The organism is Arthrobacter sp. L77, from assembly GCF_000816565.1.
Classification (GTDB): domain Bacteria; phylum Actinomycetota; class Actinomycetes; order Actinomycetales; family Micrococcaceae; genus Arthrobacter_D; species Arthrobacter_D antioxidans.
This window is the reverse complement of record NZ_JWSU01000004.1, coordinates 97,171-120,853: the sequence shown is the minus strand read 5'-3', so window position 1 is coordinate 120,853 and position 23,683 is coordinate 97,171. Positions and strand designations below refer to the sequence as shown.

Sequence of the window (23,683 nt, the reverse complement as noted above, 5' to 3'; positions counted from 1 at the left end):
GACGACATGAGTCAGACAGCCGACGCTCCGCCCGGGACGGACACGGGAGGCGGTGACGCCACGGCCGCCGATACCCCGAGGACCCGGGTCAACTGGACCGTCTTCATCGGATCGGCCGCCGGGATCCTCGCGATCACCGCCTGGGCGATCGCGGACGCGGCGGGCGCCGAGGCGGTCATCGGATCGCTGGTCACCTGGGTCTCCACCAACATGGGGTGGTACTACTTCCTGATCGTCACCCTCGTGGTGGTCTTCGTCCTGGTCCTCGCCCTGACCCGGGTGGGCAAGACCAAACTGGGCCCGGACCACTCGAAACCCCAGTTCAGCATGTTCACGTGGGCATCGATGCTCTTCGCCGCGGGTATCGGCATCGACCTCATGTTCTTCTCGGTGTCCGAGCCCGTGACGCAGTACCTGGCTCCCCCTCAGGGCGACGGCAGCACCGTCGAGGCCGCGCGGCACGCCATGGTCCTCACGCTCTTCCACTACGGCATCACCGGCTGGGCCCTGTACGCGCTCATGGGCCTCGCCCTCGGCTACTTCGCCTACCGGCACAACCTGCCCCTGAGCATCCGCAGCGCGCTGTACCCCATCTTCGGCAGGAAGGTCGACGGCCCGCTCGGCCACGGCGTGGACATCGCCGCCCTCCTGGGCACCATCTTCGGCATCGCCACCTCGCTCGGCATCGGGGTCGTGCAGCTGAACTACGGCCTGAGGCTCATGTTCGGCCTGCCCGAGAACGTCTCCGTCCAGATCGGTCTGATCGCCGTCGCCGTCGTCATGGCGACCGCCTCCGTCCTCTCCGGCGTCGAGAAGGGCATCCGGCGGCTCGCGGAGCTGAATGTCCTCCTCGCCCTGGCGCTGATGGTGTTCATCCTGCTCAGCGGGAAGACGAGCTTCCTGCTCGACGGCATCATCCAGAACACCGGGGACGTCCTCAGCCGCTTCCCGGCCATGACGCTGGACACCTTCGCCTACGACCGGCCCGGCGACTGGCTGCAGGGCTGGACGCTCTTCTTCTGGGCCTGGTGGATCGCCTGGGCGCCTTTCGTGGGGCTCTTCCTCGCCCGCATCTCCCGCGGCCGCACCATCCGGCAGTTCGTCCTGGGGACCCTGCTGGTCCCTTTCACCTTCATCCTGCTGTTCATCTCGATCTTCGGGAACAGCGCCCTCGACATCGTGATGAACGGCAATGCGGCGTTCGGGGAGACGGCCATGGCCCAGCCGGAGCGGGCGTTCTACGGCCTTCTCGAGCAGTACCCCGCAGCGCCCCTCGTCATCGGCGTCGCGACCTTCACGGGCCTGCTCTTCTACGTGACCTCCGCCGATTCGGGGGCACTGGTCATGGCGAACTTCACCAGCCACCTCAAGGACCCCGAGGCGGACGGCCCCAAGTGGCTGCGCGTCTTCTGGGCCCTCGTGACCGGCCTGCTGACGCTTGCGATGCTGACGGTGGGCGGCGTGACGACGCTGCAGAACGCGACGATCATCATGGGGCTGCCGCTGTCGATCCTGCTGCTGTTCATCATGCTCGGCCTGTATCGGGCCCTGCGGGTGGAGAACTCGCTCGCGGACAGCTACCGTGCGAGCCTGCCCGGCATCATCTCGGGGCGGAGCACGGGCGGTACCTCCTCGCGCACCTGGCGGCAGCGACTCAGCCGCGCCATGAGCTACCCGGGGCCGCGGCAGGCCAACCACTTCGTGGACACCGTCGCGCTTCCCGCGCTGCAGGAGGTGCACGACGAACTGCTCGCGCAGGGTGCCGACGTCGGCCTCGCGACCGGCATCGTCGAGCCCTGCGGGATCCGCCACGTGGATCTCCTGGTGGAGCTCGGCGACGAGCGTCCGTTCAAGTACCAGATCTACCCCGTCCAGTACGACGTGCCGTCCTATGCGCGCGGCGGTGCGTCGACGGAGGCCAAGTACTACCGCATGGAGGTCTTCTCCCTCGAGGGGAGCCACAGCTACGACCTCGCGGGCTACAGCACGGACCAGGTCATCACCGACGTCCTGGACCACTACGAGACCCACCTCGAGTTCCTGCACCTGAACCGGGCGGCGCCGGGCAACACGGCCTTCGCCGAGGACCAGTCGGCCAGGGACAACTGGGAATCCGATTTCGCACACCAGGAGGACACCAAATGACCGAGACACCGACCGGGACGACGCCGGCCACCCTGTTCATCGACGGCGCGTGGGTACCCGCATCCGACGGCGGCACCCGCACCATCAGCTGCCCGGCGGACGGCTCGTTCGTCGCCGAGGTGTCCGAGGGCACCCGTGAGGACACCGAGCGGGCCATCGCGGCCGCGCGCCGGGCGTTCGACGGCGGCGAGTGGGCGTCGGTGCCGGCCCCGCAGCGCGGCGACTTCCTCCTGAAGGTGGCCGCTGAACTGCGTGCCCGCAAGGACGAGTTCGCACGGGCCGAGACCCTGGACACCGGCAAGCGCCTCGTGGAGAGCGAGGTGGACATGAGCGACATCGCCGACTGCTTCGCGTACTTCGGCAAACTCGCCGGGCAGGACGCGGGCCGCATCGTCGACGCCGGCAACAACAGCGTGGTCAGCAGGATCGTCTACGAGCCCGTGGGGGTCTGCGGCCTCATCTCGCCGTGGAACTACCCGCTGCTGCAGGCGGCCTGGAAGATCGCCCCGGCGCTCGGCGCCGGGTGCTCGATCGTGCTGAAGCCCAGCGAGCTCACGCCCTCGACCGCCATCCTCATGATGGACGTCCTCGACACGCTCGGGCTCCCGAAGGGCGTCGCGAACCTCGTCCTCGGCCCCGGCGCCGTGGTCGGCGCGCCGCTCTCCGAGAGCCCCGACGTCGACATGGTGTCCTTCACGGGCGGCCTGGAGACGGGGCGCACCATCGCCGCGGCCGCGGCGGGCACCGTCAAGAAGGTGGCCCTCGAACTCGGCGGCAAGAACCCGAACATCGTCTTCGCCGATGCGGACTTCGACGCCGCCCTCGACAACGCCCTCAACGCCGCGTTCGTGCACTCGGGCCAGGTCTGCTCGGCGGGCGCCCGGCTCCTCGTCGAGGAGCCCATCGCCGATCGCTTCGTCGACGAACTCGTGCGCCGTGCGCAGCAGATCCGGCTCGGCGGCCCGTTCGACGAGGCCAGCGAGACCGGCCCCCTGATCTCCGCCGCCCACCGGGACAAGGTCACGGCCTACGTGCAGAAGGGCATCGAGGAGGGTGCCCGGCTGCGCTGTGGCGGGACCTGGGGCGAAGGCGAGCTCGAGACCGGCTTCTACTACACGCCGACCGTGCTCGACCAGGTCACGCGCGGCTCGTCCGTGCTCGTCGACGAGGCCTTCGGCCCCGTCGTGACCGTGGAGACGTTCAACGGCGAGGACGAGGCCGTGGAGCTCGGCAACGACACCCACTACGGGCTTGCCGGCGCGGTGTGGAGCCAGGACGCCGGCAAGGGCCAGCGCGTCGCGGCCCGCCTGCGCCACGGCACCATCTGGATCAACGACTTCCACCCCTACCTGCCGCAGGCGGAGTGGGGCGGCTTCAAGCACTCCGGCGTCGGTCGCGAGCTCGGCCCCACCGGCTTCGCGGAATACCAGGAGGCCAAGCACATCTACCACAACATCGACCCGGCGGTCACGGGCTGGTTCGACGCCCGGATCGAGGAGGAATCCGCATGAGTACCCCCGAAGAGCAGCTGCAGAAGACCGCGTTCGACTACATCGTCGTCGGCGGAGGATCCGCCGGCGCGGCCGTCGCTGCCCGCCTGAGCGAGGACCCCGACGTCGAGGTGGCCCTCGTCGAGGCCGGACCGGACGACCGCGGCAAGGAGGTCATCCTCCGCCTCGACCGGTGGATGGAACTGCTGGAATCCGGGTACGACTGGGACTACCCCATCGAACCCCAGGAGCACGGCAACTCCTTCATGCGCCATTCACGCGCCAGGGTCATGGGCGGTTGCTCGAGCCACAACTCGTGCATCGCGTTCTGGGCGCCGCGCGAGGACATCGACGAGTGGGAGCAGCGCTTCGGCGCCACCGGCTGGAACGCGGAGACGGCCTACGCGCTGTACAAGCGGCTCGAGCAGAACGAGGACGCCGGGCCCGACGCCCCCCACCACGGCGACAGCGGCCCCGTCCACCTGATGAACATCCCCCCGGAGGACCCCTCCGGGCAGGCGCTGCTGGACGCATGCGAGCAGGCCGGCATCCCGCGGACGAGGTTCAACACGGGTGGGACGGTCATCAACGGCGCCGGCCTCTTCCAGATCAATCGGCAGGCCGACGGCACCCGGGCGTCGTCATCCGTGTCCTACATCCACCCGATCACGGACCGGCCCAACTTCACGCTGCTCACCGACCTCCGGGCGCGGGAACTGCGCATCGACGCGGACAACACCTGCACCGGCGTCGACGTCGTGGACGGCGCCTTCGGGCGCACACACGCGCTGACCGCACGACGCGAGGTCATCGTGTCCACCGGTGCCATCGACACGCCGAAGCTGCTGATGCTGTCGGGCATCGGCCCTGCCGCCCACCTCGAGGAGCGCGGCGTGCGCGTGCGCGTCGACTCCCCCGGCGTGGGCGAGCACCTGCAGGACCACCCCGAGGGCGTGATCCAGTGGGAGGCGAAGAAGCCCATGCCGCAGACCTCCACCCAGTGGTGGGAGATCGGGATCTTCACCACCACCGAGGACGGGCTCGACCGCCCGGACCTCATGTTCCACTACGGATCGGTGCCGTTCGACATGCATACGCTGCGGCACGGCTACCCGACCACGGAGAACGGCTTCTGCCTCACGCCGAACGTCACGCACGCCCGCTCGCGCGGGACGGTGCGGCTCCGCAGCCGGGACTTCCGGGACAAGCCCATGGTGGATCCGCGGTACTTCACCGACCCGCACGACATGCGCGTCATGATCGCCGGCATCCGGAAGGCCCGAGAGATCGTGGCGCAGCCGGCCATGGCCGAATGGGCCGGGCAGGAACTGTACCCCGGGGCCGAGGTTCAGACCGACGAGCAGCTCCGGGACTACGTCCGCGCGACGCACAACACCGTCTACCACCCGGCCGGGACGGTGCGCATGGGAGCGGTCGACGATCCCCTGTCCCCGCTGGATCCCGAGCTGCGGGTGAAGGGGATCCGGAACCTGCGGGTCGCCGATGCCTCGGTCATGCCCGAGCTCACCACCGTGAACCCGAACATCACCACCATGATGATCGGCGAGCGCTGCGCGGACCTCGTGAAGCGGGCGCGCGTGCTTCCGGGCGCCGTCCGGACGACCACGACCGCCTAGCGTCACCGGGCAGGACCCGCCCCGGGAACGCCCCCGCCCGCCACGCCGGTGCGGGGGCGTTCCTGTGTTCTCGGACATAATGGGCCGCATGGGGAAACTGCAGCGTGCCACGTCCGTCCTGACCACCGTCGCCCTCGCCCTCACCCTCGCGGCCTGCACGGATGACCGCCCCACGGCGGAGGACGCCTCCGGCACGCTGGCCGCGGGGCTCGCCCGGCTCGACGTCGGACAGTCCGCCTTCACCGCCGCGGAGCCCGCCGAGGTGACCGCCCGGCTCGCCGCCATCACGGAGGGCTTCGCCCCGGAACCGCCGCAGGTCACGGTGGCGGGCGTCGAGGAGACCGGCGAGGACACGGCGACGGCGACGCTGGACTACGCCTGGGACCTCGACGCGACCGACCAGGACTGGACCTACAGCACGACGGCGGACCTCACGCGCGTCGAGGACACCTGGCAGGCGGCCTGGGACCCCGGCGTCTTCGTCCCCGACCTCCTGCCGGAGGAGAAGCTCACCCTGACGCGCGTCCCCGGGGACCGCGGCGACATCACGGGAGCGGGCGGCGCGGTCATCGTCACGCAGCGCCCCGTGGTCCGCGTGGGGATCGACAAGACCCTGGTCCCCGAGGCGCAGCAGGCCGCCTCCGCCCGCGCCCTCGCGACGCTGCTCGACCTCGACCCCGCCGGCTACGAGGAGCAGGTCGCCACGGCCGGCGCCGAAGCCTTCGTCGTGGCCCTCGTCCTGCGTGACGACGCCACCCGGACCGTGACCGACGCGCAGATCGACGCCGTCCCGGGGGCACTCCGGCAGGCGGACACGCTCGAGCTCGCCCCCACCCGCACCTTCGCCCGGGAACTCCTCGGCGGCGTCGGGGAGGCCACCGCGGAGCTCGTGGAGCAGTCCGACGGCGCCATCCGTGCGGGGGACGTCACGGGCCTGGGCGGGCTGCAGCTGCAGCACAATGCCCAACTCGCCGGCACCCCGGGGCTGTCCGTCGACGCCGTGGCGGCGGGCGACGCGCCGGCGGCCCCCCGGACCCTCTTCACCACCGCGCCCGTGGACGGCGAGGACCTCGCCACCACCCTCGACCCCCGGCTGCAGGGCCTCGGCGAGGAGGTGCTCGCGGACGAGCCGTCGGCGTCGTCGATCGTGGCCATCCGCCCCAGCACGGGTGAGATCCTCGCGGCCGCCAACGGGCCGGGCAGCGAGGGCCTGCAGACGGCGCTGCTCGGCCAGTACCCGCCGGGTTCCACGTTCAAGATCGCCACGAGCCTCGCCCTGCTCCGCAAGGGCTTCACGCCGGAGACGCCGACCGAATGCAGCGAGGAGGTCGTGGTGGACGGCCGGACGTTCAAGAACGCCAGCACCTACCCCGCGCAGTCCGTCGGCACCGTCCCCCTCCTCGAGACCTTCGCGCAGTCCTGCAACACCGGGTTCATCTCCGCACGGGACAGGATCAGCCAGGCCGATCTGGCGAGCGCCGCCACCGACCTCGGGATCGGCGTCGAGGCGGGCATCGGGACGCCCGCCTTCTTCGGCTCCGTGCCGGGCGAGGCCGAGGGGACCGCCCACGCCGCCGCCATGATCGGCCAGGGCGAGGTCCTCGTCTCACCCCTCGCGCTCGCGACCATGACCGCGACCGTGGGCGCCGGCGCCCGTGTCACCCCGACGCTCCTCGCGCCCGGGGAGTCCGCCGAGGGCCCGACCGGCTCGCCGTCCGCCACCGCGGGGGCATCGACCGCGGCACCCTCCGGTGCCGCCTCCACCGACGCCCCTCCCACGGAGGCCGCGCCACCGAGCGCGTTCACGGCCGCGGAGTCGGCGACGCTGAAGACGCTCATGGGCGCCGTCGTCGCCCAGGGCGGCGCGCAGCTGCTGCAGGATGTTCCCGGCGCCCCCGTCCTGGCCAAGACCGGCACGGCGGAATTCGGCAGCGAGGATCCCCCGCGGACGCACGCCTGGGTCGTCGCCCTGCAGGGAGACCTCGCCGTCGCCGTCTTCGTCGAGGAGGGCGAGCTGGGCTCCACCTCCGGCGGGCCCCTCATGCAGGCGTTCCTCACCGGAGCGGCCTCCTAGAACCACGGGCCCGCCGCATGCGGGTCATCCACATCGACGACATGGGGGGTCGGATCAGCACAGTGCGCTCGACAGCTTGATCACGCTCCGGCGCGCACCCGCGCCGCCGGGGCCTCTTCGAAGACCATTGAAAGGGTCGCAAGTGGATCTCACGTTCATCCCGCTCATCATCGGCGCGGTGGTACTCCTCGTCCTCGTCGTCGCCGCCGTCGTGCTCGCCCGCATGGCGCTGCACATCGCCAGCCCGGACCAGGCACTCATCATCTCGTCCAAGGACAGCAAGGGGCAGCCCGATCCGGACAGCCAGCGCGTCGTCTTCGGCCGCATCTTCATCAACCCGTTCTCCCAGCGGGCCTACCCGCTGTCCCTGGCCTCCCGGCAGGTGTCCCTGCGCATCGAGGGCATCTCGAAGAACGGCATCAAGCTCCACCTGACCGGCGTCGCGCAGGTCAAGGTGGGCGGCGACGCCGACGCCGTCCGCAAGGCGGCCCAGCGCTTCCTCAACCAGCAGGACGCCATCGACCACTACACGCAGGAGACGCTGTCCGGTTCGCTGCGCTCCATCGTGGGCACCCTGACCGTCGAGTCGATCATCCGGGACCGCGCCACCTTCGCCAAGAGCGTGAAGGAGGAGGCGGAGCACTCCATGCACAACCAGGGGCTGGAGATCGACACCTTCCAGATCCAGTCCGTGGACGACGATTCCGGGTACCTGAAGAACCTCGGCCGGCCCGAGGCGGCCCTCGCCGAACGGAACGCGAAGATCGCCGAGGCACGCTCCATGCAGGAGTCGGAGCAGGCACGCGCCCTGTCCGACGAGCAGGTGGCCCTCGCGCAGCAGCAGCTGATCATCCGGCGCGCGGAACTCAAGGAGGAGGCCGACGCCCGCCAGGCGCGGGCCGACGCCTCGGGACCGCTCGCCCAGGCGGAACAGCAGGAGCAGGTCATCATGCGCGAGCAGCAGGTGGCGCAGCGGCGTTCGGAACTGCGCGAGCGCGAGCTCGACACCGAGGTGCGCAAGCCCGCGGACGCCGAGAAGTACCGCCTCATCCAGCAGGCGGACGCGAAGCTCGAGGAGCGCCGTCGTGCCTCCGAGGCGTCCGAGATCGAGGCCCGCGTGGACCTCGCGCGCCGCAAGCTCGTCGCCGAGGGTGACCGCGTGGCCGCAGAGGCCGACGCCGCCGCGAACACCGCGCGCGGTACCGCCGAGGCGTCCATCAGCGAGGCCAAGGGCCGCGCCGACGCCGCCGTCATCGCGTCCCGCGGTGACGCGGAGGCCGGGTCCGCGGAAGCGCGCGGCAAGGCGGAGGCTGCCGGGATCGCCGCGCAGGCGGAGGCCTACGAGAAGTTCAACCAGGCCGCCATCCTGTCGAAGGTCCTCGAGGTCCTGCCCGCGATGGCCCGCGAGATCGCCGCGCCGATGTCGGCGATCGACACCATGACCGTCGTCTCCACCGACGGCGCGAGCCAGCTCAGCAGGAACGTCTCGAGCGGAGTCCACCAGACCACGCAGATGGTCAAGGACACCACCGGGCTCGACATCATCGCGCTGCTGGGCGACCTGCTGAAGAACGCGGACAAGCCCGGGCAGAACGGGGCCGCGGTCCACAGCTCCACGTCGGACTGACCGCCGGATGCGGGCCGTCGCCGGTGATCCGGCGGTGGCCCGTCAGCGGTACGTCGGCAGGTAGGTCCCCTGCGACGGGACGATGACCTTGCCGAGCGGCGCCAGCGACACCGGGATCAGTTTGAGGTTCGCGATGCCCAGCGGGATGCCGATGATGCTCACGAACATCGGGATGGCCGTGACCACGTGGCCGATGGCGATCCAGATGCCCGCGACGAGCAGCCAGATCACGTTGCCGATCGTGGACCACGCACCCGTCTGCCCGCCCCGGTTCACGACGGTCTGGCCGAACGGCCACAGCGCATACACGCCGATCCGGAACGAGGCGATGCCGAAGGGGATGGTCACGATCAGCAGGCAGCAGATGATGCCCGCGGCGAAATAGCCGAGGGCGAGCCAGATGCCGCCGAACAGGAGCCAGATGACGTTCAGGAGTGCGTTCATCCGGCCATTCTTCACCACCCCGTGCATGCCCGCACCACCCGGGACGCGTGAGGCCCCCTACCCGGACGGGTAGGGGGCCTCATCGGCGCGTGGATGCTAGCGCGGGCGGCGGTCGTTCGACGCCGGGGCGCTGGCCCTGCGGGAGCCGCCGGAACGGCGGGCGCCCTCGGAACGTGCTCCGTCGGAGCGTGCGGCCGACGGCGCGTGGCTGCGCTGCCCACCGGCTGCGGGAGCCCCCGCAGCCGTGCGGGGGACGGCGTCGCCGACGCGCTGGCCCGACGCCGGACGGCGGCTGCGCGACGTCGTCTCCGAGGCCGTGCGGGGCTCCTCGGAACGGCGGCGGGAGCCGCCGGACTTCGCCGCGGCACCGGTGTCGGAACCGAAGCGGGGTGCCTGAGGCTGGTCCTTGCGGCGCTCGGCGCGGTTGCCCTGGGCGCCCTGCGGATCGGCGGAGACGCGTCCCCGGCCGCCACGGCCACCGCGGCCGCCGGCGGTCGGTGCTGCAGCACCGCGGCGTGCGCGCTTGCGCTCGGCGTTCGCCCCGGTGGACGTGCCCTGACCGCGGGCGGCGTCGCGGGAGACGAGGAGCGCCGCACGGGTGCGGGGGTCGATCTTCTCGGCCAGGTCGCCGGTCAGCGACTGGACCAGGGGCGAGGTCGCCTTCACGTTCTCGAACGCGACGTCGACGCCCGCGGCCTTCATGAGCTTCTGCACCTCGGACTTCTGCTCGGGCAGCGTGATCGTGACCACGGTGCCCGACGAGCCGGCGCGGGCCGTGCGGCCCGAACGGTGCAGGTACGCCTTGTGCTCCGTGGGCGGATCCACATGGACCACCAGTTCGACGTCGTCGACGTGCACGCCGCGCGCGGCGACGTCGGTGGCGACGAGGACTCGGACGTCACCCGAGGAGAACTCCGCGAGGTTGCGGTCGCGGGCGTTCTGCGACAGGTTGCCGTGCAGGTCGACGGCGGGGATCCCGGCGTCGGTGAGGGTCTTGGCGAGCTTCCGCGCGTGGTGCTTGGTGCGCATGAAGAGCAGGCGGCGGCCGGAGCCGGACGCGAGCTGGACGATCAGCTGCTTCTTCTGCGTCTGGTCGCCGATCAGCAGCACGTGGTGCTCCATGGTGGTGACCGCGGCCTGGGGGTCGTCGACCGAGTGGGTGACAGGGTTGGTCATGTAGCGGTTGACCACCTTGTCCACGCCGTTGTCGAGCGTCGCCGAGAACAGCAGGCGCTGGCCGTCGGCCGGGGTGGTGTCGAGCAGCTTCTTCACGACGGGGAGGAAGCCGAGGTCCGCCATGTGGTCGGCCTCGTCGAGGATGGTGATCTCCACGGACTCGAGCGTGATCAGCTTCTGCCGCATCAGGTCCTCGAGGCGCCCGGGGCAGGCGATGACGATGTCGACGCCGGCGCGGAGTGCCTTCTCCTGGCGCTGCTGGGAGACGCCGCCGTAGATGACGGTGGTGTTCAGGCCCAGTTCCTTGGCCAGCGGCTCGACCGTGGCGTTGATCTGCGTGGCGAGCTCACGCGTGGGGGCGAGGACCAGGGCCAGCGGGCGCCCGGGCTTGCGGCGGTAGGCCGCCTCCTGCTCGGCGAGGCGAGCGACCATGGGGAGGGCGAAGGCGAGGGTCTTGCCCGAGCCGGTGCGGCCGCGGCCGAGGACGTCGCGCCCGGCCAGGGAGTCGGGCAGCGACTTGACCTGGATGGGGAATGGTTCGGCGATTCCCTGCGCGGCGAGGTTCTCGACCAGCGCTTTGGGCACACCGAGGGCAGCAAAAGTAGTCATGTGAGGTACACGAACTTTCTTCTCATGTTCCCCGGCACCGGTCGGCGCAGGGGTTCGCCGAAGAAGAGTCAGACAGTGTCCACCGCGCTCACGATCGTGCGAGCTGGATGCGGGACAAAAGAATGCGTTCTATCGACGCAGGCTGCGCGCTGTTCTGGCTGACGCCAGTCTGGATGACATGGTCGGCCGTGCGCAGGCAAGTTCCCCCAGTTTATCAGCCGGAGCACCGGAACCCCGCATCGCGGACCCTGCCGGAGCGCCGCGGGGACCCGCTGCCGGTAGCCTTGGGGGTGATGGATCCTCACGTACAGACCCCCGACCAGCCGCACCGCACCCAGCCCGTGTCCTTCGTCCGGCGGGGCTCGCGCCTCCAGGGCCGGCGGCGCGAGGCCTGGGACGAACTGGCCGAGGCCTTCCTCCTGGACGTCCCGCGTGTCCACAACGCCGACACCTCCGTGGCACCCGGCTTCGTGCTCGACGTCGGGGCCGCCTTCGGCCGGTCGGCGCCGCTCGTCGTCGAGGTGGGGTCCGGGCTGGGCGAAGCCATCACCCACGCCGCGGAACTCGACCCGGACCGCGACTACCTCGCCCTCGAGGTGTACCGTCCCGGGCTCGCCCAGACCATGCTGCGCATCAGCCAGAAGGACCTGACGAACGTGCGGACCGCGCAGGTCAACGCGGCGGAGGCCTTCGAGGGGATGATCCCGGCGTCGTCCGTCGCCGAGCTCTGGACCTTCTTCCCCGACCCCTGGCACAAGGCCCGCCACCACAAGCGCCGGCTCGTGAAGGAGGACTACGTCGAGCTCGCCGCCCGCATCATCGCCCCGGGCGGGCTGTTCCGCCTCGCGACCGACTGGTCGAGCTACGCGGTGCAGATGCGCGCCGTCCTCGACGCGCACCCGCTCTTCGAGAACCTGCACGACGGCGAACGCAGCGGCGCGGACAGTCCGCTCACCCAGGTCTGGGAGAGCGGTGTGGAGTCGGTGGTCGGCGGTGCGCCCGTGCGGGAGGGCCGCGACCCGGTGAGCACCGGGAACACCGGCGTCAACGAGGGGACGGACACACTCGGCGGCTGGGCCCCCCGCTTCGAGGGCCGCACCCTCACCAGCTTCGAGAACAAGGCGATCGAGGCCGGGCGCATGGTGTTCGACCTCACCTACCGCCGCCGCTGAGCGCCCGCGGATACCGGGGGACGCAGGAGTGAGGGGGATCTTCAGCCGCCGCAGGGGTTCCGGCCGCAGGGCCGGGGCGGACCCGATCGAGGCCTTCTGGCGCTGGTGGGCGGACGACGGCGAGGAGCTCCTGACCGAGGCCACGCGGGCCGGGGACTTCGACGCCTATGTGGACGTCATGACCCGGCGCGTGCGGGCGATCGCGCGCGGCCTCGAGTGGGAGACCCGCACGGGTACCGACGCCGAGCACACGCTGTGCGTCTCGAGCGGCGGTGACGCGTCGCTGCGTCCCGTGGCCGAACGCTGGTACCGGGCGTCCCCGCCACCCGGCCCCCGGTGGGACTTCGTGCCTGCCCGCAGCGCCAAGCCGGACATGCTGGAATCGAGCATCACCTACCGCGGCCGGACCTTCGACCTCCGCCGGACCCGCGTGCATGCCGCGGTGACCCGCGCGGGCGACGGCTTCATCGTCTCGGTGTACAACCCCGGCTTCACCGGGCAGTGGGACGACGAGTACGGATTGTGCGTCCTGCTGCTCGAATGGCTGCTCGGCGAGGACGACGTCGAACGCTGGGTCCGCCGCGTCGACTGCATCGCCCGTGACGTCGTGGACAGCATCCCCGCCGCGGAACTGCCGGCCCGGGTGGCGGACCTCGCCAGCACCCTCCCCGCACCGGACTGGCTCCTCATGCAGGGGACGCTCGGGGCGGGCGATCCGATCCTCGTACGGGTCCTGCGCCCGCTGCGCTGGATCGACCATCCGCGCTTCGACCTCCACACGGCCCTGCGGGTCCCGTTCGACGCCGACGAGCAGGGCCTCCCCCGGCCTGCGGCGCTCGACGACCTCGCCGCCCTCGAGGACTCGCTCGTGAAGGCCCTCGGGATCCGGGGCATGCTGGTGGCGGCCGAGACGTCCCGGGGCGTGCGGACCCTCCACTTCTACTCCGACTCGGAGGACCAGAACGGCAGGGACGTCCTCGACGCCGCGGCCCGCGACCAGCGCGCCGTCACCGCGAGGCACACGCTCGATCCCGGCTGGAAGAAGGTCCGGGACTTCGCCTGACGCCGGCCCGCGACGCTTCTCCCCACCGTGCGGCCCTCCCTGGTGGGCATGTCCGTTCCTGCCCCCTGTGTGACCCCGCCCGGTGGGCAGGAGTGACTGGCGGTGAGGGTGGGGTCAGAACGACGACGACGGCAGGTCCCGCTCACCGTCGCGGATCGCGGTGACGATGCGCCCGGCGACGGCCACCGGGTCCTTCCCCCGGGGCAGCTTCGGGGCCTCGCCCGCGATCGGCCGGGTGGCGAGGCCGGTCTCGGTGTGCGGCGGACGGACATCCAGGACGCGGACGCCCTGGCGGCGCAGCTCCAGCGTCAGCGCCTTCCCGTACGCGCTGAGGCCGGCCTTCGTGGCCGAGTACGCGGCCATACCCGCCGTCGGGCTCTCCGCGACGACGGCGCTGATCTGCACCACGAAGGAGTCCTTGCCGAGCCTCGGCCCCACCTCCCGCATGAGCCGCATGTAGCCGAGCAGGTTCACGAGCACGAGTTCGTCGAGGGTGTCGTCGTCGACCTCCATGGCCGGGCCGAAGGCGACGACGCCGGCGGCGAACACCACTCCGTCGAGTTCCCGGCCGTAGACCGCCGCCGCGATGTCGGCGGGCCCGGACGGCCTGCTGAGATCCGCGGCGACGGTCCCGACGACGGCGTCCCCGAGCTCCTCGGCGAGACCCGCGAGCTTCGTCCCGGAGCGGCCGGAGAGCATCAGCCGGGCACCCTGCGCCGCGAGCTGCCGGGACAGTTCCGCCCCGAGGACTCCGGTGGCACCGACGACGAGGATGTGGGAACCGCTCAGCTCAGTCATGGCCAGAGTCTAGCGGCCCGTCGCTCCCGGGCCGGGGCGGGGTGCCGCGGGCAGGCCGCGGAGGAGTCGACGGCGGGCTGCGGGGTCAGTGCGGCGCGGGCGGGTAGCGCCGCGCGTCCCTCCGCTTGAGGTCCTCGAGTTCCTGCTGCGTCGCGGCCTCGGCCTCGAGCTCCTCGAAGGCCTGCTGGAGGCGCGGGGAGGACGGGTCGGTCCAGGAGAGCTCCTCGCGCGCCTGCGCCTGGGCCTCGAAGCGCCGCACCTCGAGTTCGGCGTTGCGGCGCGCGGCGTCGATAGCAGCCCCCTCTCGCGAGGAGGAGGCGAGGGCGTCGTGCACGCCGATGGCGGCCTGCGCGGCAGCACGCCGGGCCAGCATGGCGTCGTACTCCATGGCGTTCTGCTGCACGCGCTGTTCGAGTCGCCGGACGTCCTGCTGCAACCGACGGGACTGCTCCTCCGCCTCGCGGAGCTGCCGGGTGAGCGTGTCGAGGCGTCGGCGTGCCGTCATCGACTCCCGGATCGCGGCGCGGGCGGCGTCGTCGTCCCCGCGCCGGACGGCGGCCGCAGCGGCCGCTTCGACCCGGTTGAGGTAGGCGGCGGCGTCATTGGCGGCGAGGCCCACGCGGTGGTGGTGCGCTGCGACGTCCGCGGCCCCGCGGCGCGCCTGGTCCAGCAGCGAGTGCTGCGACACCTGGGCGTTCTGCGCCTGGACCCGGGGGTCCTGCTTCGCTTCGGCCGCAGCGTTCCGGTTGGCCTGCACGATGCGCGTGATGCGGCGTTTGATCGACATTGCTCGGACCCCCGGCTGGTTGTGGTGTGGCTACCTGATCAAACCTCTCACCACGTCTGCCGGTTCCCGTAGGTGTCCCGCCATGCCCCCATGGCCGAGATCTCGGTGCGCAGGCGCGTGGTGGCACGCTCCAGCTGGAGGGTGTCGATGGACCGCGACGTCTGCAGGAGGCTCCGGCGCAGATCGGCGGAGAGTTCGTCGAGGGCCTGCGCCTGGGCGGAGAGGTCCGTGGTCCACTCCTGCTTGAGCGCACGGTTCGGTTCCCGGTCCGCGGCCCGCAGCAGGTTCTCCAGGGAAGCGGCCGCCTGGTCGATCTCGGCGGCGGCCCGCGGCAGGTCGCCGACCGGACGGCCCTGGGCCTTCGCCTCCGACAGGGCGAGGTGCGTGGCGCGCGAGGACCGTGCGAGGTTGCCGATCAGCCGTGCGGGTTCCCGGGTCAGCGCGTCCGGTGAGTAGGCGCGGGCGGCCAGCATGCTGCGCTCCCTGGTCCGCTCGATGATGCGCGAGTTCCTGACCTTCCGCACCACCACCCAGCCGGCCACGCCGGTACCGGCGCCGAGGGCGAGGAGCACCCCGAGACCGATCGCGAAGGCTTCGATGAGCTCCTCAAGCATGGTGGTGTCCCGAGATGTGGTTCATCCATCCAGTCTGCCCGCCTCCCCTGACAAATTCCACCCGTCGAAGGGCCTGTCATCCCCGGCACGTGGGGGTGGGGACGCCGGGAAGACGCCACACCCCGAGTCCCGGGCCGCGGCCGGAGACCACGAGCGCATGCGCCGTCTCCTCCGCCGAGGCCCCTCGCGGGCCCACGTCGATCGGCCGGGCCGCGGCCCACGGGCCGGGCAGCAGGTCGAGCGGCACCCGGACGTCGTCGTGATCCGCCCGGGCCGCCGCGACCACGAGGCATTCCTCCTCGTGCTCCCGCACGAACACGACGACGTCGGGCGTCGCTGCCAGCCAGCGCACCGCGCCGTCCCGCAGGGCCGGGGAGTCGCGTCGGAGCGCCGCCAGGTCCGCGATCAGGGCGCGCACGTCGGCGGGCCGGCGGTCCGGGGCATCCCACGGCATGGGCGTCCGGGCGTCCTCGCCGTTGGTGCCCCGCAGCCCGAACTCGTCGCCGGCGAAGAGCGTGGGCAGGCCGGGCAGCAGGAAGGCGAGCGCGAGCCCCACGGCGGCCCCGCCGTCGATCATCACCGTGGCGGCGCGCGCGGTGTCGTGGGTGTTCAGTGCCGTCATGTTCTGCGAGCGGACCCGCCAGGAGAATCCGGAGGACAGCGCCGTGTGCGTGGCGACGAGGTCGCCGCCGTCGATCCTGGGCACGCCGGGCGCGGGCGTGCCGAAGAAGTTGATGCCCGCCGTCGCCCGGTCCTCGCGGACCAGCCACTGCCAGAGCGGGCGGGTGAAGTTCGAGTAGGTCATGCCGCCGTCCCAGGTCCCCCCGGAGAGGTCCTCGGTGGCGTCGCCCGTGGATTCGGCGAGCAGCATCAGCCCGGGCCGGACGGCGTCCATGGTGCCGCGGACGAGTGCTGCCACCTCCCGGTTGAGGTCCACGTGCCCGTGCCGGCCGGTCATGTTGGCGACGTCGATGCGCCAGCCGTCGAGGTTGAAGGGCGGGAGCAGCCACCGGGCCACCACCGACTCCGGGCCCTCGACGAAGCGCCGCCGCAGTTCCGCCGAGGACCAGTCGAGTTTCGGCAGGCTGGGGACACCGAACCAGCTGGCGTACTCCGTGCCGTCCTCGCTGAAGTAGTAGAAGCCTGCCTCCTCGCTGGTCGGGTCGGCGGAGGCCTTCCGGAACCAGTCGTGGGCGTCGCCGGTGTGGTTGACGGTGAGGTCCCCGAGGACGGCGATGCCGCGGGCGTGGGCGGCCTCGACGAGCCGGACGAGGGCGGCGTCGCCACCGAGGAGCGGGTCCACCTCGTCGAACGTCGAGGCGTCGTACCGGTGGTTGGACCGCGCGGGGAAGAAGGGCGTCAGGTACAGGACCGTCGCGCCCAGCGCCTGGATGTGGTCGAGGCGGCCGGCGATGCCGTCGAGGTCTCCCCCGTACACCTGCCGCGGAGTGAGCTCGCCGCGCGGCTGGACCGGCTCGTCCCAGGAACAGCCGACCGCCCAGTCCGGGAGGGCGTCGAGGGGTGCCGCGGCGGACGATCTCGCGTACCGGTCGGGGAACACCTGGTAGATGACGGCGTCGCGGGCCCACGGCGCGGGCGCCGGCCGGCAGTCGATCCGGAAGTCGTCGCGGTCGACGGTATCCCGGCGGGACGTGCCGACGGCGTTGAGCCACGCGAGCGAGGGCCCGTCGGTGCCCGGCAGCTCGAACAGGAACCGGTACCGGAGCGTGGGGTTGACGGCGGTGACGCGCGCCTCCCACCACGCCCAGCCGCCGTCGTCGCCCTCCCCGGCGAGGAGCCGCGCCTCGTCGTAGTGCCCCTCGCCGTCCCGGATCGACCGGACGAACACCCGCCCGGGCGCTCCCCACCGGGCGGGGATCCGCACGCGCACCGCCAGCGTGTCGCCCACGCCCGGCGGCTGCCCGGGCACGTACAGGGGCGAGCCGTCGTGGTGGGGGGCGAGGAACGGATCCTGCACGGGTCAGCCCTTGACGGAGCCGGAGACGAGGCCGGTGGTGATGTACTTCTGCAGGAAGAGGAACAGGGCCATGACCGGCACGGCCGCGAGCACCGCGCCTGCCGCGAAGACGCCCCAGTTCTCGGAGCGCTGCTGCGCCACGTAGGAGTACAGGCCCACGGCGAGGGTCTGCGAGTCGGGATCCGTGAGCACCACGCTGGCGATCACGAACTCGCTGCTGAGGCCGATGAACGCGAGGAGCCCCACGACGGCGAGGATGGGCGTGACGAGCGGCAGGATGATCGTGAAGAACACCTGCACGTGACTGGCGCCGTCGATGCGCGCGGCCTCGTCGAGGGACTTCGGGACCGTGTTGAAGAACCCGTACATGAGGTACGTGTTCACGCCCAGCGCTCCGCCCAGGTAGACCATGATCAGGCCGAGCTGGCTGCCGAGCCCCAGCCACGGGACGACGTCGGTGATGGCGTTCAGGAGGAGGAAGATGGCGACGACGGCGAGCAGCTGGGGGAACATCTGCAGGATCAGCAGCGAGAGCAGGCTCACGCGGCGGCCCTTGAAGCGCATGCGGCTGAACGCGTAGGCGGCGAGGGCGCCGAGGAACACGGTGGCCGCGGAGGTCACCACGCCGATGATCATGGTGTTCATGAACCACCGCCCGAAGGGCCTGCTCGGGTTGGAGAACAGGGCCTCGAAGTTGCCGGTGTCGAACCGGCTGAACAGGACGTTGGAGCCGGCCATCGTGCCGTTGGAGTTCAGGGCCGCGGAGAGCACGTAGAGCAGCGGGAACACGGCGAAGAGCGTGGTCACGACGCCGACGACGTGGCGCCAGCCCTTGTGCCTGAACCACTGGCCGAACGTGCGCCTGCGCTGCTCGGGGACACGACCGGACCCGCCTGCGCGCGTCTCGGCGGGGGCGGCTGCCTGGGGATCGGTGAACGTGGTCATCAGTTGATGTCCTCCAGTGCCTTGGTCTGCCGGAAGCTGATGGCGGAGATCACGGCGACGATGATGAAGATGATGATGGACAGGGCACTGGCGAGGCCGTAGTCGCGGCCCACACCGGTGCCGAACGCGATCTCGTAGACCATGGTGATGAGGATGTCGGTGTGGCCGATGTTCGCCGTCGTGCCGTCGAAGCGGGGGCCGCCGTCGGTCAGCATGTAGATGACGTTGAAGTTGTTGAAGTTGAACGCGAAGCTCGCGATGAGCAGCGGCGCGACCGAGACCAGCAGCAGGGGCAGCTTGATGGCGGTGAACGTGCGCCACGCGGTCGCGCCGTCCATGCGGGCGGCCTCGGTGACCTCCTCGGGCAGGGACTGCAGGGCCCCGGTGCACACCAGGAACATGTACGGGAAGCCGAGCCAGAGGTTCACCACGAGGACGCTGACCTTCGCGAGCAGCGGGTCCGTCAGCCACGGGATGTCCGCGCCGCCGAAGAAGGTGTTGTTGACGAAGCCGAACTCGGGGTTCAGCAGGCCGGACCACACGAGCCCGGCGAGGAAGGCCGGGAAGGCGTAGGGCAGGATCATCAGGATGCGGTAGATCCGCTTGCCGCGGAGGTCCGGGAGGTTGAAGGCGTTCGCGAGGAACAGTCCGAGCGCGAACGTGGACAGGACGGAGACGATCGCGAAGGTGAAGGTCCACAGGACCACCTGCACCAGCGGGCCGCGGATGTTCGGGTCCGTGAACGCCTTCACGAAGTTGTCGAAGCCGACGTCGATCTTCCAGCCGGTGCTCAGCTGCTCGCCGTCGGCGGACCGGAAGGAGCCCTCGCCCATGTCGGAGTAGGTGGTCCCGGTCTCGAGGTCGGTGAAGGTGCTCGTGGTCTCGTCGTAGCTCAGCGACGGGCGGTACACGTAGGCGTTCGAGCCGTCGCTGGTCTTGAGGCTGCCGTCCTCCGGGTCGTCGGAGAACGGGACGGTGATCGCGAGGATGTCCGCCTGGTTCGCGAGGACCTCGCCGAACTGCAGCGTGCGGTAGCCCTCGAGCTCCACGCCCTTGCCGGTGCCGTCGGTGACGGCGTCGTCGGCCTCCTCGAGCGGTACGCCGGTGGTGCCCACGGACACCCCGCCGTCGGGGCCGGTGGCGAGGAGGTGGAAGTCGCCGTCGGCCTCGAGGACGGAGACGCGGTAGGCGGGCGAGTCCGGGACCCGCTGCTGCGCGGAGAGCTGGATGGCGTTCACGGCGTCGGCCTTGGTGCTGTTGTGGCCGTCGCCGTAGTTGGTGAAGGCCACGTAGCCGCTGTAGATCATGACGAACACCTGGAAGACCACCAGGAAGAAGATCCCGGGGGCCAGGTACTTCGCCGGCAGGCCGCCCCTGCGCAGGTAGATCCAGTTGATGAGGACCGTCACGGCCGCGCCGACGAGGAGGATCACCCACTTCTCCTGCAGGAAGAGCGTGATGAGGACGTAGACCGCGAAGGCGTCCACGAGGCCGAGCAGCACGATCTTCGCGAGCAGGCCGAGGGTGGAATCGGAGCGGGCGGCGGTCTTCTGGGGAGGACGCGTTGCGGCCGGGCCGGGAGGGGCCGAAGTGAGCATGGCGGAGGCTTTCGGTGATCGGCGGGGACGGCCGCTGCTGTGGTGCCGCCACCTCGAAGGGGTGGCGATGAGAAGGGTGGCGCCCGTCGCCGGGGCGACGGGCGCCAGTGGTACTGCGGTGCTGCGGGTGCTGCGGGTGCTGCGGGGACTACTGTTCGGCGATCTTCGCCTCGATGTTGCTCACCATGGTGGTCCAGGCTGCGGCGGGATCGCCGCTGCCCTTGATCAGCGCGAGCTCGGTTCCTCCCCAGTCGGCCCAGACGGCCTGCATCTCGGGCAGGGCGGGCATCGGGACGCCGTTGGCGCCGATCTCGCCGAACGCCGCGACGATGGGATCGGACGCCGCCTTGTCGAAGCTGGCCTTGAGGGCCGGCGGGCGGCCTCCGACGTCGTACATCGCATCCTGGGCGGCTTCGGTGCTCAGGTAGTTCACGGCGAACTCGTTCGCGGCGAGGGCGTTGGCGCTCTTCGAGGAGATGAAGAAGCCGTTGACGCCGATGAAGGGCTGGGCGTCCTGGTCGCCGACCGTGGGGAGCTTGTCGACGGCGAGGTTCAGGCCTGCGGCCTGGGCATCGGGGACGTTCCAGGGACCGGTCAGGAAGTAGGGCGACTCGCCCGCGTTGAACTTCTCCTTGGCGATGTCACCCGTGATGTTCGAGTTGATGACCTTCGATCCGGTATCGCCCCATTCCACGAGCTTCTTGGCAAATTCCACGCCGTTCGGCTCGCCGAGCAGCAGTTCGTCGGCGTTGTAGCTGCCGTCCTCGTTCTGCCCGAACACCGGCACGCCCATCGAGGTCTGCAGCGGGTACAGGTGGTAGGGGTCGCCCTGCTTGGGGTCCATGCCCACCAGGAACGGGTAGGTCGCATCTCCGGCGGCGACGGCGGCCTCGCCGTTGGCGATGACCTCGTCGAACGTCGCGGCGGCCTCGGGGACGAGGTCCGTGTTGCGCAGCAGGGCGATGTTCTCCAGTGCGTAGGGCACGCCGTAGACGTTGCCGTCGTAGGTCATGGCCTGGACGGCGGACTCCTGGAACTCGGAGGCCTTGTCGCCGAGCTCCACGGGGGCGACGACGCCGTTCTGCACGAACGTGCCCAGCCAGTCGTGGGGGCCCACGATCAGGTCGGGTCCCTTGCCGGTGGGCACCTGGGTGATGAAGTCGTCGCGGACGGCGGCGAAGTCCTTGACCGCGAGCTTGACCTCGATGCCGGTGTCCTCCTTGAAGGACCTGGTGATCTCCTCGAGGGCGGGGGCGCGCTCGGCGTCGACCCACATGGTGAGGGTGGTGGCGCCGCCCTCGGCGAGATTCGGGGCGGCGGAGCTGGAGCCGGCCGAGGGGGACTCGGCGGCTCCCCCGCCGCAGGCCGTGAGGGCCAGGACGGCCACCGACATGACGCCGGTGATCAGAGCGTGCCGACGGGTCGGCTGGTTGGATCGCACCTTCATTGGTGAACCTTTCATGAGCGGCTTCTGTCGATCGCCCGGACGAAGCACGGAGCCTCGCAGGCCGGGGGATGTGCGTGTCGCAGCCGCTCCCTACTCGGAGGCGACGGTGACCCGAGTCACAACTGTAAACGCTTGCATCACGTTTACCCAACGCGTCACATCCGACGCGCCGGTACCCGAGGAAAGACGCAAGATCAAGGCACTTCCTCCTGAAAGCGCTTCCATAATCCGGCCGCCGGCGGTCTAGGATGATTCGCATGTCTGAGATCGCCCCCCTCCTGCACGGCGAGGACCTGTCCTCCCCCGATGCCTTCCATGCACCGCTCCACACCCCGTCCGAAGACGACCAGTGGTGGCGCTCGTCCGTCATCTACCAGGTGTACCCGCGGTCGTTCCGCGACTCGAACGGTGACGGGATGGGCGACCTCCCGGGCATCACGGCCGAACTGGGGCACCTCGCCGAGCTCAGCATCGACGCGCTCTGGCTCTCGCCGTTCTTCACCTCGCCCCAGCGCGACGGGGGCTACGATGTCGCTGACTACTGCGACGTGGACCCGCTGTTCGGCACGCTCGCCGACTTCGACGCGCTCGTGGCCCGTGCGGACAGCCTGGACATCCGCGTGATCGTCGACCTCGTACCCAATCACTGCTCCAGCGAGCACGTGCTCTTCCAGGCAGCGCTCGCGGCCCCCGCGGGCTCCGCGGAACGCGCGATGTTCATCTTCCGGGACGGCCGCGGCGCCGACGGCAGCGAGCCGCCCAACAACTGGCAGTCGCACTTCGGCGGGCCGGCCTGGACCCGCGTCGTCGACGCCGACGGCACGCCCGGCCAGTGGTACCTCCACCTGTTCGACTCCTCGCAGCCCGACTTCAACTGGGACAACCCCGCGGTGCGGGCCGAGTTCGAGAGGGTCCTGCGCTTCTGGCTCGACCGCGGCGTCGGCGGCTTCCGCGTGGACGTGGCCCACGCCCTCATCAAGGCCGAGGGGCTGCCGGACTGGGGCGGACGCGCCGACGGCGGATCCTCCGAGGGCTTCCCCGGCTGGGAGGCGCCCATGTTCGGCCAGGAGGAGATCCACGACATCTACCGGCAGTGGCGCGCCATCCTCGCCGAGTACGACGGCGAGCGCATCCTGTGCGCGGAGGCCTCGATCGATCCCCTCCCGCGGCTCACGAACTGGGTCCGCTCCGACCAGATGCACCAGGCGTTCAACTTCGCCTACCTCCACCACCCGTGGAACGCGCACGGACTCCGGCACGTCATCTCCTCCTCCCTCACCGCGTTCGACGCCGTGGACGCCCCCACCACCTGGGTGCTGAGCAACCACGACGTCGTCCGGCACGCCAGCCGCTTCGGCCTGACGGACGGCCCGCCGCGGGGCGGCGACGGCATCGGCCGTTCGGACGCGCAGCCCGACACCGCGACCGGCCTCGCCCGCGCCCGTGCCGCGTCGCTCGCCATGTTCGCGCTGCCCGGCGGGATCTACCTCTACCAGGGCGAGGAGCTCGGCCTGCCCGACCACACCGCCATGCCCGACGACGCGCGGCAGGACCCGACCTTCGTCCGCACGGCCGGCGAGAGGATCGGCCGCGACGGATGCCGCGTCCCCCTGCCCTGGCAGGCCGAGGCGCCCGCGTTCGGATTCGGGGACGCCGAGGCGCCCGCGGACCCGTGGCTGCCGCAGCCCGAGGGCTGGGCGGACTACGCCCGCGACGTGCAGTCCGCCGACCCCGAGTCCACCCTCTCGCTGTACCGGACGGCCCTGCAGCTCCGCCGGGACCTGCGCCTCGGCGCCGGATCCCTCAGCTGGTCCCGGAACTTCGAGTGTTCCGACGTCGTCGCGTTCCGCAACGGCGAGGTGCTGGTGGTACTCAACATGGGTGAGTTCACCGCCCCCCTGCCGGAGGGCACCGTCATCGCGGCCAGCACGCCGGGCTCGGTCACGGAGGGCATGCTCGCCCCGAACGCCTGCGTCTGGCTGATGGCCGCCGGGTAGGAGATCGGCGGAGGATCGGCAATGATCGGACGGGGACACCCGGGTAGGGTGTCCCCGTCACTGCTGCCACGTGGAAGGGGGA

Annotated in this window: 17 protein-coding genes; 8 read left to right on the top strand and 9 right to left on the bottom strand. The window is 71.0% G+C overall.

Annotation, left to right across the window (positions count from 1 at the left end; all coding sequences use genetic code 11):
• Nucleotides 1-6: 6 nt before the first annotated feature.
• The 5 genes from betT to RY94_RS03115 all read left to right on the top strand — a co-directional run bounded on the left by betT (nucleotide 7) and on the right by RY94_RS03115 (nucleotide 8,973).
• Complete coding sequence (gene betT, locus RY94_RS03135; RefSeq protein WP_043441729.1) at nucleotides 7-2,145, top strand: choline BCCT transporter BetT; 2,139 nt, start codon at nucleotides 7-9, stop codon at nucleotides 2,143-2,145.
• Entirely contained in the window at nucleotides 2,142-3,656 is a 1,515-nt protein-coding gene (locus tag RY94_RS03130; protein ID WP_043441726.1) for an aldehyde dehydrogenase family protein, read from the top strand. The genes betT and RY94_RS03130 overlap by 4 nt, the downstream gene beginning before the upstream one ends.
• Nucleotides 3,653-5,272: a GMC family oxidoreductase gene (locus tag RY94_RS03125; RefSeq protein WP_043441723.1), complete on the top strand. Its 1,620-nt coding sequence runs from the start codon at nucleotides 3,653-3,655 to the stop codon at nucleotides 5,270-5,272. The genes RY94_RS03130 and RY94_RS03125 overlap by 4 nt, the downstream gene beginning before the upstream one ends.
• 88 nt (nucleotides 5,273-5,360) lie before the next feature.
• Nucleotides 5,361-7,346 carry a penicillin-binding transpeptidase domain-containing protein gene (locus RY94_RS03120; protein ID WP_043443399.1) on the top strand — a complete coding sequence of 662 codons (1,986 nt, stop codon included), beginning with the start codon at nucleotides 5,361-5,363 and terminating at the stop codon, nucleotides 7,344-7,346.
• A gap of 142 nt (nucleotides 7,347-7,488) precedes the next feature.
• The gene (locus RY94_RS03115) at nucleotides 7,489-8,973 is read left to right on the top strand and encodes a flotillin family protein (protein WP_052273875.1); all 1,485 of its coding nucleotides are present in this window, start codon (nucleotides 7,489-7,491) and stop codon (nucleotides 8,971-8,973) included.
• 42 nt (nucleotides 8,974-9,015) lie between these two features.
• Here the strand turns inward: RY94_RS03115 and RY94_RS03110 are convergent, their stop codons facing one another.
• On the bottom strand, nucleotides 9,016-9,417 hold the full coding sequence (locus RY94_RS03110; RefSeq protein WP_043441720.1) for a YccF domain-containing protein: 402 nt from the start codon (nucleotides 9,415-9,417) through the stop codon (nucleotides 9,016-9,018).
• A gap of 96 nt (nucleotides 9,418-9,513) precedes the next feature.
• Complete coding sequence (locus tag RY94_RS03105) at nucleotides 9,514-11,202, bottom strand: DEAD/DEAH box helicase (protein WP_043441717.1); 1,689 nt, start codon at nucleotides 11,200-11,202, stop codon at nucleotides 9,514-9,516.
• 293 nt (nucleotides 11,203-11,495) lie between these two features.
• Between RY94_RS03105 and trmB the strand changes: the two genes are divergently transcribed.
• Nucleotides 11,496-12,374 (top strand): tRNA (guanosine(46)-N7)-methyltransferase TrmB, encoded by an 879-nt coding sequence (trmB, locus tag RY94_RS03100; RefSeq protein WP_043443395.1) that lies wholly within the window; start codon nucleotides 11,496-11,498, stop codon nucleotides 12,372-12,374.
• 28 nt (nucleotides 12,375-12,402) lie between these two features.
• A complete protein-coding gene (locus tag RY94_RS03095) occupies nucleotides 12,403-13,437 on the top strand; it encodes a DUF695 domain-containing protein (RefSeq protein WP_043441714.1) in 1,035 nt (344 codons plus the stop codon).
• A 114-nt stretch (nucleotides 13,438-13,551) separates the two neighbouring features.
• Here RY94_RS03095 and RY94_RS03090 read toward each other — a convergent pair whose 3' ends face one another.
• From RY94_RS03090 to RY94_RS03060, 7 genes are all read right to left on the bottom strand, one after another.
• Nucleotides 13,552-14,235 carry an SDR family NAD(P)-dependent oxidoreductase gene (locus RY94_RS03090; protein ID WP_043441712.1) on the bottom strand — a complete coding sequence of 228 codons (684 nt, stop codon included), beginning with the start codon at nucleotides 14,233-14,235 and terminating at the stop codon, nucleotides 13,552-13,554.
• An 85-nt stretch (nucleotides 14,236-14,320) separates the two neighbouring features.
• On the bottom strand, nucleotides 14,321-15,022 hold the full coding sequence (locus RY94_RS03085; protein ID WP_043441710.1) for a PspA/IM30 family protein: 702 nt from the start codon (nucleotides 15,020-15,022) through the stop codon (nucleotides 14,321-14,323).
• 47 nt (nucleotides 15,023-15,069) lie between these two features.
• Nucleotides 15,070-15,636 carry a hypothetical protein gene (locus RY94_RS03080; protein WP_043441708.1) on the bottom strand — a complete coding sequence of 189 codons (567 nt, stop codon included), beginning with the start codon at nucleotides 15,634-15,636 and terminating at the stop codon, nucleotides 15,070-15,072.
• 76 nt (nucleotides 15,637-15,712) lie between these two features.
• Complete coding sequence (locus RY94_RS03075) at nucleotides 15,713-17,614, bottom strand: glycoside hydrolase family 13 protein (protein WP_043441706.1); 1,902 nt, start codon at nucleotides 17,612-17,614, stop codon at nucleotides 15,713-15,715.
• A gap of 3 nt (nucleotides 17,615-17,617) precedes the next feature.
• Nucleotides 17,618-18,559 (bottom strand): sugar ABC transporter permease, encoded by a 942-nt coding sequence (locus tag RY94_RS03070; protein WP_043441705.1) that lies wholly within the window; start codon nucleotides 18,557-18,559, stop codon nucleotides 17,618-17,620.
• Nucleotides 18,559-20,157 carry an ABC transporter permease subunit gene (locus RY94_RS03065; protein WP_043441702.1) on the bottom strand — a complete coding sequence of 533 codons (1,599 nt, stop codon included), beginning with the start codon at nucleotides 20,155-20,157 and terminating at the stop codon, nucleotides 18,559-18,561. Before RY94_RS03065 ends, RY94_RS03070 begins: the two co-directional genes overlap by 1 nt.
• A gap of 148 nt (nucleotides 20,158-20,305) precedes the next feature.
• Nucleotides 20,306-21,604, bottom strand: coding sequence for a sugar ABC transporter substrate-binding protein (locus RY94_RS03060; RefSeq protein ID WP_043441699.1), 1,299 nt, complete (start codon nucleotides 21,602-21,604; stop codon nucleotides 20,306-20,308).
• A gap of 257 nt (nucleotides 21,605-21,861) precedes the next feature.
• Between RY94_RS03060 and RY94_RS03055 the strand changes: the two genes are divergently transcribed.
• Complete coding sequence (locus RY94_RS03055; protein ID WP_043441697.1) at nucleotides 21,862-23,601, top strand: glycoside hydrolase family 13 protein; 1,740 nt, start codon at nucleotides 21,862-21,864, stop codon at nucleotides 23,599-23,601.
• The last annotated feature ends 82 nt before the right edge of the window (nucleotides 23,602-23,683 follow it).

Bases quoted from the DNA above. Each gene is read 5' to 3' on its own strand.
- RY94_RS03130 (WP_043441726.1), top strand. From the start codon at position 2,142: ATGACCGAGACACCGACCGGGACGACGCCGGCCACCCTGTTCATCGAC.
- RY94_RS03085 (WP_043441710.1), bottom strand. From the start codon at position 15,022: ATGTCGATCAAACGCCGCATCACGCGCATCGTGCAGGCCAACCGGAAC.
- trmB (WP_043443395.1), top strand. From the start codon at position 11,496: ATGGATCCTCACGTACAGACCCCCGACCAGCCGCACCGCACCCAGCCC.
- betT (WP_043441729.1), top strand. From the start codon at position 7: ATGAGTCAGACAGCCGACGCTCCGCCCGGGACGGACACGGGAGGCGGT.
- RY94_RS03125 (WP_043441723.1), top strand. From the start codon at position 3,653: ATGAGTACCCCCGAAGAGCAGCTGCAGAAGACCGCGTTCGACTACATC.
- RY94_RS03070 (WP_043441705.1), bottom strand. From the start codon at position 18,559: ATGACCACGTTCACCGATCCCCAGGCAGCCGCCCCCGCCGAGACGCGC.
- RY94_RS03090 (WP_043441712.1), bottom strand. From the start codon at position 14,235: ATGACTGAGCTGAGCGGTTCCCACATCCTCGTCGTCGGTGCCACCGGA.
- RY94_RS03065 (WP_043441702.1), bottom strand. From the start codon at position 20,157: ATGCTCACTTCGGCCCCTCCCGGCCCGGCCGCAACGCGTCCTCCCCAG.
- RY94_RS03060 (WP_043441699.1), bottom strand. From the start codon at position 21,604: ATGAAGGTGCGATCCAACCAGCCGACCCGTCGGCACGCTCTGATCACC.
- RY94_RS03080 (WP_043441708.1), bottom strand. From the start codon at position 15,636: ATGCTTGAGGAGCTCATCGAAGCCTTCGCGATCGGTCTCGGGGTGCTC.
- RY94_RS03120 (WP_043443399.1), top strand. From the start codon at position 5,361: ATGGGGAAACTGCAGCGTGCCACGTCCGTCCTGACCACCGTCGCCCTC.
- RY94_RS03110 (WP_043441720.1), bottom strand. From the start codon at position 9,417: ATGAACGCACTCCTGAACGTCATCTGGCTCCTGTTCGGCGGCATCTGG.
- RY94_RS03055 (WP_043441697.1), top strand. From the start codon at position 21,862: ATGTCTGAGATCGCCCCCCTCCTGCACGGCGAGGACCTGTCCTCCCCC.
- RY94_RS03105 (WP_043441717.1), bottom strand. From the start codon at position 11,202: ATGACTACTTTTGCTGCCCTCGGTGTGCCCAAAGCGCTGGTCGAGAAC.